The organism is Lactobacillus helsingborgensis (assembly GCF_000970855.1).
Taxonomy (GTDB): domain Bacteria; phylum Bacillota; class Bacilli; order Lactobacillales; family Lactobacillaceae; genus Lactobacillus; species Lactobacillus helsingborgensis.
The window spans coordinates 648,232-663,515 of the sequence record NZ_KQ034046.1 but is presented as its reverse complement, the minus strand read 5'-3'; the positions used below and the strand labels follow the sequence as shown (position 1 = coordinate 663,515).

At 35.6% G+C, this 15,284-nt stretch carries 14 protein-coding genes and 1 pseudogene; 2 read left to right on the top strand and 13 right to left on the bottom strand.

What is annotated here, in order from left to right; all coding sequences use genetic code 11:
* Positions 1 to 6 precede the first annotated feature (6 nt).
* Positions 7 to 528, top strand: coding sequence for an LURP-one-related/scramblase family protein (locus JF73_RS09695; RefSeq protein WP_046326944.1), 522 nt, complete (start codon positions 7 to 9; stop codon positions 526 to 528).
* A gap of 45 nt (positions 529 to 573) precedes the next feature.
* On the opposite strand, the gene JF73_RS03225 is transcribed toward JF73_RS09695, so the two are convergent.
* The 11 genes from JF73_RS03225 to kduD form a co-directional block, all read right to left on the bottom strand.
* On the bottom strand, positions 574 to 2,142 hold the full coding sequence (locus tag JF73_RS03225) for an ATP-binding cassette domain-containing protein (protein WP_046326943.1): 1,569 nt from the start codon (positions 2,140 to 2,142) through the stop codon (positions 574 to 576).
* A gap of 207 nt (positions 2,143 to 2,349) precedes the next feature.
* Positions 2,350 to 2,694: an SGNH/GDSL hydrolase family protein gene (locus JF73_RS09810; RefSeq protein ID WP_257011434.1), complete on the bottom strand. Its 345-nt coding sequence runs from the start codon at positions 2,692 to 2,694 to the stop codon at positions 2,350 to 2,352.
* A 178-nt stretch (positions 2,695 to 2,872) separates the two neighbouring features.
* Entirely contained in the window at positions 2,873 to 3,478 is a 606-nt protein-coding gene (locus JF73_RS03215; RefSeq protein WP_046326942.1) for a hypothetical protein, read from the bottom strand.
* 137 nt (positions 3,479 to 3,615) lie between these two features.
* On the bottom strand, positions 3,616 to 4,254 hold the full coding sequence (locus JF73_RS03210) for a hypothetical protein (protein WP_046326941.1): 639 nt from the start codon (positions 4,252 to 4,254) through the stop codon (positions 3,616 to 3,618).
* A gap of 151 nt (positions 4,255 to 4,405) precedes the next feature.
* Positions 4,406 to 4,984 (bottom strand): hypothetical protein, encoded by a 579-nt coding sequence (locus tag JF73_RS03205; protein ID WP_046326940.1) that lies wholly within the window; start codon positions 4,982 to 4,984, stop codon positions 4,406 to 4,408.
* Between the two features lie 606 nt (positions 4,985 to 5,590).
* The gene (gene tpiA / locus JF73_RS03200; protein ID WP_046326939.1) at positions 5,591 to 6,346 is read right to left on the bottom strand and encodes a triose-phosphate isomerase; all 756 of its coding nucleotides are present in this window, start codon (positions 6,344 to 6,346) and stop codon (positions 5,591 to 5,593) included.
* Between the two features lie 24 nt (positions 6,347 to 6,370).
* Positions 6,371 to 7,582, bottom strand: coding sequence for a phosphoglycerate kinase (locus JF73_RS03195; RefSeq protein WP_038521970.1), 1,212 nt, complete (start codon positions 7,580 to 7,582; stop codon positions 6,371 to 6,373).
* Positions 7,583 to 7,688: 106 nt separating this feature from the next.
* Positions 7,689 to 8,705 carry a type I glyceraldehyde-3-phosphate dehydrogenase gene (gene gap, locus JF73_RS03190; protein WP_038521966.1) on the bottom strand — a complete coding sequence of 339 codons (1,017 nt, stop codon included), beginning with the start codon at positions 8,703 to 8,705 and terminating at the stop codon, positions 7,689 to 7,691.
* A 63-nt stretch (positions 8,706 to 8,768) separates the two neighbouring features.
* Complete coding sequence (locus tag JF73_RS03185; RefSeq protein WP_038521962.1) at positions 8,769 to 9,800, bottom strand: sugar-binding domain-containing protein; 1,032 nt, start codon at positions 9,798 to 9,800, stop codon at positions 8,769 to 8,771.
* A 503-nt stretch (positions 9,801 to 10,303) separates the two neighbouring features.
* On the bottom strand, positions 10,304 to 11,641 hold the full coding sequence (locus tag JF73_RS03180) for a PTS galactitol transporter subunit IIC (protein ID WP_046326938.1): 1,338 nt from the start codon (positions 11,639 to 11,641) through the stop codon (positions 10,304 to 10,306).
* 29 nt (positions 11,642 to 11,670) lie between these two features.
* A complete protein-coding gene (gene kduD, locus JF73_RS03175; protein ID WP_038521956.1) occupies positions 11,671 to 12,498 on the bottom strand; it encodes a 2-dehydro-3-deoxy-D-gluconate 5-dehydrogenase KduD in 828 nt (275 codons plus the stop codon).
* Positions 12,499 to 12,632: 134 nt separating this feature from the next.
* Between kduD and JF73_RS03170 the strand changes: the two genes are divergently transcribed.
* The gene (locus JF73_RS03170; RefSeq protein WP_046326937.1) at positions 12,633 to 13,388 is read left to right on the top strand and encodes an IclR family transcriptional regulator; all 756 of its coding nucleotides are present in this window, start codon (positions 12,633 to 12,635) and stop codon (positions 13,386 to 13,388) included.
* A 45-nt stretch (positions 13,389 to 13,433) separates the two neighbouring features.
* Here the strand turns inward: JF73_RS03170 and dagF are convergent.
* Both dagF and JF73_RS03160 read right to left on the bottom strand, forming a co-directional pair.
* Positions 13,434 to 14,176, bottom strand: a pseudogene (dagF, locus tag JF73_RS03165) (2-dehydro-3-deoxy-phosphogluconate aldolase).
* Positions 14,176 to 15,273, bottom strand: a complete 1,098-nt coding sequence (locus JF73_RS03160) for a DgaE family pyridoxal phosphate-dependent ammonia lyase (RefSeq protein WP_046326936.1) — start codon at positions 15,271 to 15,273, stop codon at positions 14,176 to 14,178. Before JF73_RS03160 ends, dagF begins: the two are co-directional and overlap by 1 nt.
* Between the last annotated feature and the right edge of the window lie 11 nt (positions 15,274 to 15,284).

Sequence of the window (15,284 nt, the reverse complement as noted above, 5' to 3'; positions counted from 1 at the left end):
GCTTAAATGCGCTACTTATTGGAATTAACTCAAAAGCAGGAATATGGTCAAATTCCTGTCGCAAATGACAATGGAAAAATTCAATATATCATTCAAGGCAATTTAGATAATCCTAATCATACCCTTTATTTGAAAAAAATTAACAATGAAGAAATAGGTCGTCTATATACAGATGGCGGTGGCATCATTTCGTCATATACAATTGATGTTGTAAACCACTCATTAGTTAAAGTCAAAAGACTTAATAATAAAATAGCCAACCTTTTCTATATCACCAGATTAAACTATATTGTTTCGGGTAGTATCAAAAAAGGAAGTTATAAGTTTTTGTTTGGCATCAAAAAAGTTGCCACTGTTGAAACCGTCATTCGCAATGAAGGTGTTGTGCTAATTTGTGATATTGAGCGTCCAGAAGATGTGCCCTTTATTCTATTATGTGCCACACTTTTCACTCAATGGCATACGACACCTTTAAGATTACCTACTTTTCCTCCAATCGGCAGAAAGTATAATGTTAATTTCAACTAAAAACGTTAGCAGCCAGATGAAATTTCATCTAGCTCCTAACGTTTTTTAATTCAATGACAAATCTTTAAAAGGAAAATTGGCTACTTCTTCATCACGATGAGAAACTACTATTACAGTTTCTATTCGCTTAAGTAATTTTTGCAATAAATCTTGTGCCGTTTTCAGATCAATACTGGAAAAACTTTCATCAAGTAAAATTAACTTGCCTTTTGTATCTATCAGCCTAGCTAAAGCAACACGTTGAGTTTGCCCACCTGATAAAGAATCATATTGCCAATTTTCATCAATTTCAAAATCTTGTTTTACCTTATTCAGACTTGCCTTATCATAATTACGCCCCAGCAAAATATTATAATCAATGGAGCGCGGAAACATTGTAACTGTCTGCGGCATATAGATAATTATTGAATTTATTACGTTACGAGGGATAGTGGCAATATTGACACCATTTAAAAGAATTTCCCCCTTGGTAGGAATGAGTTGCCCTGTAGCCAATTTCAGTAATGTGGATTTTCCCCGTCCAGAAATCCCGTTTAATTTGTAAAAAGCGCCCTTTTCAAAAACAAAAGAAAAGTCATGCAGTACTTGTTCTTTGGCATTCGGATAAGAAAAAGAAACATTTTTAAATTCAAGCGTTTTAAACTCTAACGGAAAAGCAGCTGCAAGAAATTTAGGACTAGTAGTTTTTAGCGCTTGCTTTAAATTATTAAACTTGGCAAAAATGCTTGAAGTAGAGAGTAATTGGGCAAAGTAGCGGTTAATTATGCCAGCGGAATCAAAAACTTTAGTCCCTAATTCGGCGGTTGCTAAAATTGCGCCTGCAGTGAGTACGCCTTTAAAATGCAGCCAACCAGTAACGCCTAAAATCAGTAGTTGACTGCCGATATTAATTACTCCGGTGACAATATCAACAGTAGATCTTCTGACAGTGTTATGAACATTTGCCTGCTTTAATGCTTGTGACCCCGCTGCTACCAGCTTTTTAATTTCAGGTAAAACATTAAAGGCATAAAGGGTATCGTAGCCGTGTAAACCACTACTCGTGTATTTTAAGAACTGCTCATTAGCTTGCGAAATCGCGGTTACACCAGTAGTCAAAAATTTTTTACATAAACGTGGCACTAAGACGATTAAAATCACGAGCATGATTGCTACAATAAATAAAATGTAACTATAAAGATATAGTGCTACTAAAGCAAAAATAGCATTACCGCTAAAACGGACGATGAGAAAAAAAGTATCCAGTCCTTCTTTATGGATTAGATTGACGTCATTTTGCAGATATGATTCATAATAGTCAACCGGATTTTGTTTAAATTTATTTTGCGGAAGTTCAATTAGACTAGTGACTATATCATTGCGAATATCACTGAGAATGTCTTGTGTCACAGTTTCTTGAATATATTTTTCGAGAAAAGAAATGATAAAGGTCAGAAACCAAAGTAAGAAAATAAATATAAGCATGTCAACAAAGGGACTAATTTTTCCGGCAATTAAGTAATTTGCCAAGACAGCCATTTTAGTAGCAGCCAAAACTTGCAATACTGAATTTACTAATAATAGTAGACAAGCTGCTATAACTGCAAGTGCATGTTTTTTCAGATATTGAGACATTTTGGCCCTCCTTAACAACAATATACATTTAATTAAATTTTAATTTTTATCATAGCAAAAAGAGAAAATATGTCAACAGCTGCTCTAGTTTTACCGACTGTTAATTGCCAACCTTTCTACAATCAGGTTGGCTAACAGTAGGTATCCCTTTGCACCAAAATGTGAGCCGTCATCTAATTGCCCTTTACAAAGAGTTGTTAAATTGCCTTAAGCAATCATGGCCTGAAAAAGACTGATAAATTGCAATTTATATGTAGTTACCAATTTTATTAAGTCAGAAGTATAAAATGCGATTTCTTGGTTAGTTCTCTTTTTTTGCTTATTTTTACCTACAGCCGGTGGTGAAACCAAAATTATATTTTGCGGATAATATGAACAAATCACACTAGAAATGATCAAACCCATATTAATTTTAAATTGGCTTCGGGGAGCTTGTTTATGCTGTGCAATATCGTTAGTACCTAGAAGCAAAAGCAACTTGTCACAACGGTCAATCTTAAGTACTAACTGGGGTAATAATGAATAAAGGGCTCCAGAATTGATACCAGGCACAGCAGTATTGATTAATTTTAATTCCAGTACTTTTTGCTACAGTTCAACATTGATGCGTGGCTTTGATAAGCCTTCGTTACGCGCAATAATGCTATCTCCTGTTACTAATAGTTTCACTTTTTCTCCTTTTTAAAAATTAAAAGCTGCAATCATAATATTTAAGATTGCAGCTTGATAATTAACGTGGGTTAACTTTACTATATTTCATATTTTTAAATTCATAAGCACTATATTTATCAGTTAAAGATTTTGTTTTAAAAAATTGATTGGTTACTAACCCGTCTTCTGGATTACTTTGAAATAACACTTTATACTTTTTACCGGCTATTTTTTCAGTCTTAACTGTGAAAGCATTCCCATTTTTAGTTGTTTTTTCCTGTACTGGACTTAGTACAATCCATTTACTCCCACGCAATTTTTTACTCGATGCTCGTAAATATTTTGCTAAAACGTTCTGATTTTTCTCTTGCCAGGCCGAAGACATTTCCCAAGGATATTTCTTTGTACCCTTGACCATCCCGACTTTAATTACTTTAATATATTCATTGGTTAACGGTAGATTGATTGCAGATGTATGAATATTCATGGGATTGGGAGTGAAATTGTTGTTGCTATACCATTTTCCTCGCCAAATTTTAGGAAATTTAAATTGTTTATCAAACCCATATTTGCTTTTGGTTATTTGCGCAGCTTGCACAGTTTTTGGTTGAATACTTCCAACTGGCACTGTCATAGACATTGCCAAACTTGCTAGTGCAAACATGGTAATAAATTTTTTGGCCATTTTTTCTCTCCTGTAAAAAAATATTTTATTCATTATAGGAATAATTATAAACTAGCCAGTCCTTCAAAGTAATTCAATTTAGTATAAAAAAACTAATTCTCAAGCTGAGAATTAGTTCTATTCTAAATCAGATGTATTTACTTTTCTTGATATTGATTAAATGAAGGTGCGTATGTTTCACCTTTAAAATTGTAGTGTTGATATTTCTTAGCTAATTTCGCTGAAGGGAAGAACTGGTCAATAACTTCACCAGTTTTGGGATTAGCCTCAAATAATACTTTTTGGGTTTTACCAGCATTTTTTTCGTTCTTTAATCTAAAAGCGAAACCAATTTCAATATTGTTTTCATCTATTGGACTATAGACAGTCCATTTTTTGTTGTTAATCTTATTAGTTGTTACTCGACCCAAATGTTTGAAGATTTTATCATGCTTGGTAAACCAACTTTGAGGCATTTGCCACAAGTACTTATTTGTGCCCTTTACTTTACCTGCTGAAACCAATTCAACATACTCGCCGGTCCAAGGTGTTATGAAACCATTCTTTTTAATGGTCATTTTACTTAACTTATCATGAGTATTACTATACCATTTGACTTGCCAAGATTTAGGAAAAATAAAGTCTCTCTTAAAGCCATATTTGGTTTTGTTGACAGTATTTTGGGCTTTTTTTGAAGTAGCCGCTTGAACCAAATTTGTTTGATTAACACTAATTCCGCTTGCTGCAGCTAAAGCAGCTACAACAACTGACCAAGTAAGTGTTTTACGTAATTTCATAGTATTTGCCTCCCCTATTGGAATTATTTCATTCTATTATGGACACGCACTATGATAAAAGCAAGTGATAGTAAAAATATTAAACAAAAAAGCCTCTGAAAAATCAGAGACATTTGCATCGACTATATCAAAATTCGTTAAAATGTTTTTATCATTGAGCGTATGTTTTTAACTCCTTTGGTTTTTTACCACCATGCATTCTAGCTAGCTGAGCTGAGCGCCAATAAACGTTAGTTATTCTATAAGAAGAAGTGGTTCTTTCAATTAAAACGCGGTGTCCTTTGTAATGATATATACCCAAGCTCCAACCTGATGCAGCAGGACTAAACCAAGGAAACATTAAGATATACTTTATATTTTTGTCTTTTTTAAAAGTTACAGGGTAAAAAGCCTTTACCCAATTTCTAGTTTGCCTAGTATTTTTGATCCCCTTGGCATTAGTGTCTTGTCTATGTAATTCATTAGAATCGATTTTATGAGCTTTTACCCTTAATTTATTAAGTACTTTAGATTTATAGTTTAAATCAAAAGCTTTGCCATACCAGGTGCCACGCATCTTTTTCGGTGTGGTCAGTATCCCTAAATTGCCTTTTACATGAGCTGCCTGAACAACCATATTTGTATTAAAGAAGCTACTATCACTGGCTTTTCCTACCAACAATCCAAGTGCTAAAGACATAGTTATAGCAATAAGCATCTTTATTTTGCTATTTTTTACACGTTTATTCAATTTTCTTTTCCCCCTTCTGAGTTAATAAAAGCTGATTTTTTAGCAAACCTTCTCATATTTTACAGTATAGTACTTTTTACCTATGTAATCTGAGACCGGTAGTGCATATGTCAATACTCTCATGCGCTTTTTCCCTTTTAGGTTAGTAGCCAAAATAAACTTACTACTTGATATTCCATCAAAACTACAATCATTTGAAATTGTAAAAAAGCAGACTTATTCTCGTTCCCTTTGCTACTATTTCATAAGTAGGCACATGTGCAGCTAACTTTTTATTTGGCACGTATCGTATACCGTGAACTTTTTGCAACAACAGATGTATTATTATTTTCTAACGAGAAATTCTAGTTGTTGATCCAAGATTTATACAGAATAAAAGTAAGGTGCTTAACAACAAACTTAAATTTGACTTATTTTTTATTATTCTTTTCGAGATTATCATTAATTAAATGAAATAGTTTAATTAATATATTAAATTTTAATACATGACTATATAATTAACAACTTGTAACTTGTTTATTTTTAGTAATGTTATCGGTATTAAACATATATAAACAAAAAAGCCTCTGAAAAATCAGAGACTTTTTGGTTATATACAGTTAAAAATTAATCTTGGTAATTTACTAATTCTAAGAATGAATCAGGTTTAAGTGAAGCACCGCCGACTAAACCACCATCAATATCAGGTTTAGCCATTAATTCTTTAACATTGCCTGGATTTACAGAACCACCGTATTGAATTCTAACATTCTCTGCAGCTTCTTCATTATACAAATCCTTGACAGTATCACGAATAGTCTTGCACATTTCTTCAGCTTGATCAGAACTGGCAGTCTTACCGGTTCCAATAGCCCAGATTGGTTCATAGGCAATAACTAAACTAGCAACTTGATCGGCTGATAAGCCAGCAAGTGCAGCCTTGATTTGACTAACAACCCAATCTTCTTGTTTGTTGGCTTCACGAGTTTCAAGTGATTCACCACAGCAAATAATTGGAGTAACGTCATTAGCAAATAAAGCTTTAGCTTTCTTATTAATGTCTTCGTCTGTTTCGTGGAAGTAACCGCGACGTTCAGAGTGACCAATAATGCAGTAATTCATGCCCATTTCTTTTAAAACTTTAGGTGAAGTTTCGCCAGTAAAGGCACCTTCATCTTCGAAATAAGCATTTTCTGCACCAACACGCAAGTTTGAACCAGCGGCAGCTTGAGCTAAACTTTCAAGGTCAACGGCTGGGGCACAAATCAGAGCTTCAACTTTACTTGCTTCTGGCAACTTGTCCTTTACAGCAGCAACAAATTCCTTTGTTTGCTCTGGATTCATATGTAATTTCCAGTTACCAGCAATAATTGGTGTACGCATGTAAATAATGTCCTTTCTTAAAGTTTACTTGTCTGAAATGCAGGCAATTCCTGGTAATTCTTTACCTTCAAGATATTGCAAAGAAGCACCACCACCAGTTGAAATGTGGGTGATCTTTGGAGCGATACCAAGTTGTTTAGCGGCTGCAGTTGAGTCACCACCACCGATAATAGTAGTAGCATCAGTTAAATCAGCAAGAGCCTTACCAACTTCTAGAGTACCTTCAGCAAAGTTTGACATTTCAAAGGCACCCATTGGTCCATTCCAAACAACTGTCTTGGCATCTTTTAAAACATCTTTGAACTTGGCAACAGTCTTAGGACCGATATCAAGACCCATCATGTTTTCTGGGATATCATCACCGACAACTTTACGGGCAGCATCGTTTGAAAATTCAGTTGCTGCAACGTTGTCAACAGGTAATACAATCTTGCCATCAGCGTCTTGCAACAATTTTTTAGCAAGATCAACTTTATCTGGTTCAAATAAAGATTTACCAATTTCATGGCCTTGAGCAGCTAAGAAAGTATAAGCCATACCACCACCAATTAAAATGTGGTCAGATTTTGGAATGAGGTTAGTAATAACATCGATCTTGTCTGAAACCTTAGCACCACCTAAGATGGTAACAAATGGGTGTACAGGGTTAGCAACAGCATCACCTAAGAACTTGATTTCCTTTTCCATTAAGAAACCAGCAGCAACAGGCTTACCATCTTTCTTCATGGCTTCAGCAATACCAACGTTAGAAGCGTGACTTCTGTGAGCAGTACCAAAGGCATCGTTAACATACATGTCACCTAATGAAGCCCAGTATTCGCCTAACTTAGGATCATTCTTGCTTTCACGTTTGCCAAAATCATTGTCAATATCTTGGAAACGAGTATTTTCTAAAACAGCAACATCTCCGTCTTGCATGTTGGCAACAGCGTCTTCAACTTCTTTGCCTTCATTAGCAGGAACAAAAGTTACAGGTTTCTTTAAGAGTTCGCTTAAGCGTTCAGCAACTGGTTTTAAAGACAATTCTTTCTTATCGTCATCTGACTTAACACGTCCCAAGTGACTAAGCAAAATTGCTTTACCGCCATTTTCAATGATGTATTTAATAGTAGGAAGAGCAGCAACAATTCTGTTGTCGTCGCCTATCACACCATCTTTAATTGGCACGTTAAAATCAACACGGACTAAAACCTTTTTGTCTTTTACATCAAGGTCAGAAACAATTAATTTAGCCATCTATATCCTCCGATAACTTAATTATTTTAATTTTGAAAAAAAGGCGGAAGGAAGAATTTCCCTCCGCCTTCTCTTTTGCCACGTAACAGTAATCAAATATTACAGATTAAAGAGTAGCAAATTTCAACAAAGTACGAACCATTTGGCAAGTGAATGAGTATTCATTGTCGTACCAAGCAACAGTCTTAACTAATTGATTGTCACCGGCAGTAGTTACCATGGTTTGAGTTGGGTCAAAGATTGAACCAGCAGTCATACCAACTACATCACTTGAAACGATTTCGTCATCGTTGTAAGCAAATGATGGGCTTTCGTACTTCTTCAATGCTGAGTTAACTTCGTCAGCAGTAACTTTCTTGTCAAGGATTGAAACTAATTCAGTTAATGAACCATCAGTAACTGGAACACGTTGTGCGTGACCATTAACTTTACCGTTCAATTCTGGAACAACAAGACCAATAGCCTTAGCAGCACCAGTTGAGTGAGGAATAATGTTAACAGCAGCAGCACGAGCGGCACGCTTGTTACCACCACGAACAGGACCGTCCAAAAGCATTTGGGTTGAAGTGTAAGCGTGGATAGTAGTCATAGTAGCTACTTTAATACCAAATTCTTTTTGCAAAGCATCAACCATTGGTGCTAATGAGTTAGTAGTACATGAACCAGCTGAAACGATCTTGTCGTCTGCATCTAAAGTATCATCGTTTACTGAGTAAACAATAGTCTTTAAGTCATTGCCAGCAGGAGCTGAAATCAAGACTCTCTTGGCACCTGCGTCAAGGTGAGCTTGTGACTTAGCCTTGCTGGTGTAGAAACCAGTACATTCAAGAACAAAGTCAACACCGTCATTCTTAACCCAAGGAATGTTTTGAGCTTGAGGTTCTGCGTATACACGGTATTTCTTACCATCAACAACAATTGAATCTTCTGTAGCTGAAACTTCGTGGTCAAAAGTACCATGAGTTGAGTCATATTTTAGCAAATGTGCCAAAAGTGCTGGAGTAGTCAAGTCGTTAATAGCAACAACTTCAATATCCTTTGACTTTTCGCCTAAGTCCATGATCCGACGGAATGCCAAACGACCAATACGGCCAAAGCCGTTAATACCAATTTTAACTGTCATATTCTAAAGTCCTCCTTAAGAACTATGTAAGATATGTTTACATCAATTTATTTTAAATGAGAATTACTTCTCCTTTAAAATCTTCTCTGAGGCTCCCTCATCAGTAATTAACCAGGTTTGATGCGGAGCATTAGGCATATAAGCTTTGATTGCTTTAGCCTTGCGGCCGCCACAAGCAAAGGCAAATATGTGGGGTATTTTATTAAGATTCTCAAACTGCAAGCCAACCTGAGGCACGCGGTCAACAATCTTCCCTTCGCCATCGAAAAAACACCCAAAACATTCGGTGACTACTTTTTTTTCACGCAATTCGGATAAGCGAATCGAATCGTATCCTCTGCGTCTTGCCATATCGTGAGCTAACCCTATTCCATGAATTACCACATCTGTCTGTGAAATATCTTCAAGTACATCTGTAAATGCCGATTCACGAATTAAAGATTTATAAGCTGCCGAAGAAATCTGCTCTGGTAAATACAACGTTTTATAGCTACCACCAGTTTCAGCTGCCATTTCTTGCACAATGGTGTTACTTTGAATAGCAACATTTTCACCTAAAGCACCACGACCAGGCACAAATTCCAATTGTCGATTTTTGCTTAAACTTTTAGACAAGTTCCTAGTTGACTTTGCAAGGGCTTCGCCGCCTAAAACTGTAATGATTGAATGCCCTAATGGTAAAAGCAAATCAAGAGCCGCATTAAGCTCTTCGCCCATTCTCTCATAAACTAATTCTTGTAAATCACTATCTCCTGGTACTATAATCGTGCGCTCTATACCAAGCTTGCGGGCCAACTCAATTTCAGTCTTACCTGCATTAAACAAGCGATCAATAAGAGGAGCAGCTTCCTGCAAAATTTTTTTGCCCTTCTCTGTCATAAACATGCCGAAACTTTTGATCTCGATCAAACCGTGATCTCGCAAATATTCTGTTTCCGTACGCACATTTCTTTCAGAAAGTCCTAAACACTGAGCAACACTTCTACGACCTACTGGTGCATTAAAAGAAATTTGCTCAAGGACAAGATATCTTTGCCGAAAAACTTTTAAGATGTCTGGAACGAGAGCTTCAAGCACGGGAAATTCCGAGTACATTAATATCTCTCCTTCTTCTGGGACTTTTTTGACCCAATTGTTGTCATTAACTGTCCCAGATTGTCTAAAAATATAAGAGAAACATGAACTCATGCTAAATAAGTTACCCATTTCTCAATCGACACCTATAGTATAGCAACCCCCATAAAATAATTCAAGAAAAATTGTGCCCATTAAAAAGTCTTAACAATTTTGCTTGATGATGCAAAAACTAACCTGTTTTCCTAATGTAAGAAAAAAGAATTCAATTTTTACTTCTTTTCTGTTATACTTGTTGTTGTGTCAATTTGGGTCCTTAGTGTAATGGATCGCACGTAAGATTCCGGTTCTTAAAATCTGAGTTCGACTCTCAGGGGACCCATATTTAAATAATAAAACCAAAAAGGAGATAGTCTAATCTTAGACTAATCTCCTTTTGTTGATTATTAATAAACTGCTCAAATTTGCCCTAAAAATCAGTAGCTTTTACTATTAAAAATCTACAATTAGTTTCTTTTAAGTGATTATAAACCCTTTTTAATTTGATTTCTGTTCCATACCATTAACCCAATGACAATAGCTGCAATAGCTATTGCGCCAATGATTGGAAGATTGACTGTCCCTTCGTATACTAACCAAGCAAGAGGACTCGAAGCAAAATCAATGCTTGCAACTGAAGATGTTCCTGCTGGTATTAAGCTTGCTTGGACAATTTTAACTGCTTTAGTAAAAATGCCCGCTAAGGTTGTAGCTGAAAGAACTCCTAATACTAAGCTGACTATACCAACTAACAAAGTCTTAAAGACATTTCCTTTTGTATACGGTAGAACTAAAGGGAAAATGTAAATTAAGCCTGATAAACTGGCAAGCGGTAAAAATTGATTACCAGGAATAATCACCGACAAGAATAAAATTATTGGAATTAAAAGTAAACTCGTTACCAGTGTTACTGGATGACCAATGACTAAAGCAGGCGTCATTCCAATATTAAAGTCCTTGCCTTTGAAGTGACTTTTAACTAGGCTTTGGGTCCGTTTTGCAATTGGTGACAAACCTTCGATAAAAAGACTTGTTATTCTTGGTATCAAAACCATTACAGCAGCTAAGATAACTCCTAGTTGTAAAATTTTAGCAAGAGAATATCTTGCTAAAATGCCAATTAAAACACCCACAATGATGCCTAAAACGATTGGATCTCCCAAAACGCCAAATTTTTCTTTCATTTTATTAGCATCAATATCTATTTTATTGAGACCGGGAATACGATCAATTATCCAATTTACAATGACAGCATAAGGAATAAAACTTACACAGAAAGCTTGCGGGATGGATATACCAATTAAATCTTTCCCATAAAAATCTTCTGCTTTTTTTTGCGATCTGTCAGCACCTATTAACGTGACAATAATAGTTACACAAGCTGCAAACATTCCCCACCAAAAATTGTTGGTTGCAAAATAGACTATTGAACCAATAAAGGCAAAGTGCCAATAGTTCCACAGGTCAATGTTTAAAGTCTTAGTAGCACCTATTAGTAAACAAATTATATTCACTAACAAGCCTAAAGGAATAATAATCGCGCCGACAGAAGTTGCAAAAGCAACTTGCGAAGCTGCAGGCCAGCCGATATCCAACGTATAAAGATGTAAATGATAAGTTTTTACCATTGCATTTACAGCAGGACCAATATTATCAGAAAGAAGTTGTGTAACCACACTTAACCCGACAAAACCAACTCCGACTTTAAGTCCAGAAACAAGTGATTTGCCAAAACCCATCCCAATACACAAGCCAAGTATCAGAAAAATGATTGGCATCATCACACTTGCTCCCAGAGACATTATGTAATTTATAAACGTCATAATTGTCTCCTATTTTTAGCAAGTACTAATTAACGAACCAAATAACCACCATCAACAGGTAGAATTGCTCCATTGACATATGCCGCAGCATCACTTGCTAGAAAGACAGCGGGACCCATTAATTCGTATGGTTCTGCCCAATGACCCATTGGTATTCTTCCTAAAATTTCATCATTTCTGTCTTTTTGTGCACGTATTGGTGCAGTATTTTCAGTCTTAATATATCCAGGCGCTATTGCGTTAACTGTAACGTTGTATGCACCCATTTCAGAAGCAAAAGACTTTGTTAAACCTGCTACACCATGCTTTGAAGCAGTATAGGAAGGAATAAATTTACCACCCTGATATGAGAGCATTGAACCAATATTGATAATCCTACCCGACTTCTGTTTAGCAAACACTTTGCATGCTTCCAAAGACATGTGATAAACTGCACTTAAATTGATTGCAATAACTTTGTCCCAGTCTTCATCCTTCGATTCTAGTAAAGGATTACGTTTGATCATTCCAGCATTATTTACTAAAATATCAATGTGACCCATTTTGTTTAAAGCTTCTTCAATAACTTTATGAGGTTCACCCTTAACTGTAAGGTCACACTTCATGAATTCAACTTTTTGTCCCACACTTTCAATAATTGAACGTGTATTATCCCATTCCAACTCATTAAAGGTCGGGATAAAAATATTGGCCCCAGCTTTAGCCATAGCTATTGCATAGCCTTGTCCTAATCCTGTGTTGCCTCCAGTAATAATTGCGACTTTATTTTTAAGGCTAAACTTATTCATATCGAAGTTATTCTTCAACTCCTCTTCATGTTGACGAATTTCCTCTTCTGATTCATGAATTTCAACCATTTTATAACTCCTCCTATATTAAATCAGCAAATTTCTTATTTAGAAATATCATTTCTTATTTACAATAATATTGTAGGATGTTTTAAAAATAATGCAAGGGCTTTCAAACATTTTTTGAAAAACAAGGAGAGCTAATGACCGAAAATCATCTATATGGTACGGTTCTGCTTAAAGCAAAGAAAATATTAGATTATATTTCTAAATGCGAAACGGCACCAACTTTAAAAGAAATAAGTGACAATATAACTATCACTAAACCGACTATTCTCAAAATATTAAATACATTGGAATATTGTGAGTTTGTGCGTTGTTTTGGTAATCCAAAAAGATACTATTTGGGATTAACGTTTTTAAAGTACGCACAAAAGGCTAGAAATAGTTTCAGCTTAGACAAAATAGCAATGCCTTATATTAATGAACTCAGAGATAGAACAACTGAAGCCGTTAACTTAGGTATTAAAGACAAAAATGTGATTACGTTATTGGATCGGGCCCAAAGTACAAACACCATTCGTTTAAATTTGCAATTAGGCGGCCATATGAACATGTACTCATCAGGTATGGGGAAAGCAATTTTGGCTTGTATGTCAAATAGTGAGATTGAAAAATATCTTGACGAAACCGCGTTAAAAAGTTTAACGGCAAATACGATTACCAATCGCAAAGAGCTGTTAGCAGAAATAAAAAGAACGCGAACAAGAGGCTATGCGATTGATGATGGAGAAAATCAGGACGGAATATATTGCTTAGGATTTGCAATATTAAAAAACGACAAAATATTAGGCGCTTTTAGTATTAGCGCCCCCCATTTCAGAATTAATAATTCTAAGAAAGAATTATGGGGTCAAGAAGGCTTAAAAACAAAAGCAGATATAGAGAATGCAATATAAAAAAGAGAAATTTCAAAAATTTCTCTTTTTTATTTGCTAGTTTCCTTAGTCTAAGTTACTTTTCACAATTTCAAATAGTTTTTTAACATCTTCTGGTCTTGTTAAGCCAGAATCCTTATCTATGATCGATGAATAAACATGAGGCAAAACCTTTTTTACACCCGCTTTAAGCGCTATTTGCAAGATATTCTCAAAGTTATCTAAATTGATCCCACCTGTAGGTTCAATACTAAAATTATTATCGGCACAAGCTCGGACAACATACTCATATTCTTCTAAATGCTTTAACCCCTGCATAGGGAAAAATTTTAGAGAACTGCCACCCATATCTTTTAACATAGCAATAGCTGTTACTACTGGAATAGTCGCTACTTTCTCCTTTGAACTTAATGGTCCCGTAGCTACGTTGACATAACCTACTTTACCAGTTGGTGAGACAAGCCCATTAATTACCGTTTCATCTTGACCAATTAAGGCTCTAGTAAAACCAACACCAGTAAAAACTTGGTTTACATGCTGTGGTTGAACAGTCTCAGATACCTCGCATACCATTTTGCTTTGATTAGGATCTCCTTCTCCTAATCCAATTGAAATTGCATTATTAACCGCATTTTGATATTTTTTCATGGCAGTAATACAACTTTCAGTATTGGCGTAATTTTTGGTTAGAAGACCACAAACTAGGTGTCCTTGAGCCGCTTCATATATCTCTTTGGCATTTTGCACTGAACCTGCTAAAAGCAGTTTAATGCCACTCTTCCTTTATAATAATCTGGTTCTAATTTCATCATTTCAAAATCTCCTGCAAGCGTTTAACAATAGTTTTCATTTCTGCATTATCTATAGCTCGAATATCAAATTCAATGATATTTTCATTTGCTCGGTATTCTCTTGTATAGATAACTGGTGCTTGCTCTTTTAATTCCTTAATAACCGTTATCGCATTTTTAGAAAAACTTGGATCTATTTTCATATCAGCTCGATAAATATCCCTTCCGGCCTGATCTTTTTGTTGCGTAACAGAAACATGGGGCAATTTAGACAAAGCAGAAATAAAAGGGCTTAGTCTTTTTTTCATATTTTCGCCGTTTTCCGGGCCGCATTTGACATAGTTTTCAAAAGCAGCGGTTAAACCTAAAATGTTCTCTTTTCCTATTTTCATTGCGCGGCCTATACCTTTAGCTTGCATGCGCGCCCAGTTAATATACTTCTTTTTACCCAAAATTAAACCAGATGCCGGTCCAGCAATTGCCTTTGCACCACTAAAAATAATTACATCAACGCCTAAATCAACGTATGTTTTAATGTCTTCTTCAGCAGCAGCATCCAAAATTAAAGGCAGATTATGTTCATGGGCAACCTTAAGTGCTTCTTTGATAGTTAACATACTCTTTTGCACACAATGATGGCTTTTAACATATAATATGGCAGCTGTATTATCATCAATCATGATCTCCAAATTATGATCAGAACAGGTATTAGCATAGCCCGCTTCGACAGGATGGCCACCACCAAGTGTAATCATTTCTTCTTCAGGTGCCCCATAATCAATATTTTGTCCCTTAGGTAAAATAATATTTCTTTTTATAATCCGTTCGGTATATGGATGATAAAGATGATATTCACTCCCTTGGCCAATTATGCCTGCTACCGCTTGGGCAATTCCCGCCGAAGCTGAATTAACAATGAGAGCATCTTCTGCTCCAATCATTTCGGCAATATATTTCCCGCTTTTTTCAATTAAATCAGTCATTTCAAAAAAATGCTGATCGCCAAATTGTTGCGCTGCAATACTTTCATTTGTGACCTTGGAAACACCCAAAATTGTCATTTTACCGCTAGCATTAATTACTTTTTTAAGATTTAATTTCTGATAAAAATCCATTTCTACCTCCA

Bases quoted from the DNA above. Each gene is read 5' to 3' on its own strand.
- JF73_RS09695 (WP_046326944.1), top strand. From the start codon at position 7: ATGCGCTACTTATTGGAATTAACTCAAAAGCAGGAATATGGTCAAATT.
- JF73_RS03225 (WP_046326943.1), bottom strand. From the start codon at position 2,142: ATGTCTCAATATCTGAAAAAACATGCACTTGCAGTTATAGCAGCTTGT.
- JF73_RS03215 (WP_046326942.1), bottom strand. From the start codon at position 3,478: ATGGCCAAAAAATTTATTACCATGTTTGCACTAGCAAGTTTGGCAATG.
- JF73_RS03210 (WP_046326941.1), bottom strand. From the start codon at position 4,254: ATGAAATTACGTAAAACACTTACTTGGTCAGTTGTTGTAGCTGCTTTA.
- tpiA (WP_046326939.1), bottom strand. From the start codon at position 6,346: ATGCGTACACCAATTATTGCTGGTAACTGGAAATTACATATGAATCCA.
- JF73_RS03195 (WP_038521970.1), bottom strand. From the start codon at position 7,582: ATGGCTAAATTAATTGTTTCTGACCTTGATGTAAAAGACAAAAAGGTT.
- gap (WP_038521966.1), bottom strand. From the start codon at position 8,705: ATGACAGTTAAAATTGGTATTAACGGCTTTGGCCGTATTGGTCGTTTG.
- JF73_RS03185 (WP_038521962.1), bottom strand. From the start codon at position 9,800: ATGTACTCGGAATTTCCCGTGCTTGAAGCTCTCGTTCCAGACATCTTA.
- JF73_RS03180 (WP_046326938.1), bottom strand. From the start codon at position 11,641: ATGACGTTTATAAATTACATAATGTCTCTGGGAGCAAGTGTGATGATG.
- kduD (WP_038521956.1), bottom strand. From the start codon at position 12,498: ATGGTTGAAATTCATGAATCAGAAGAGGAAATTCGTCAACATGAAGAG.
- JF73_RS03170 (WP_046326937.1), top strand. From the start codon at position 12,633: ATGACCGAAAATCATCTATATGGTACGGTTCTGCTTAAAGCAAAGAAA.
- JF73_RS03160 (WP_046326936.1), bottom strand. From the start codon at position 15,273: ATGGATTTTTATCAGAAATTAAATCTTAAAAAAGTAATTAATGCTAGC.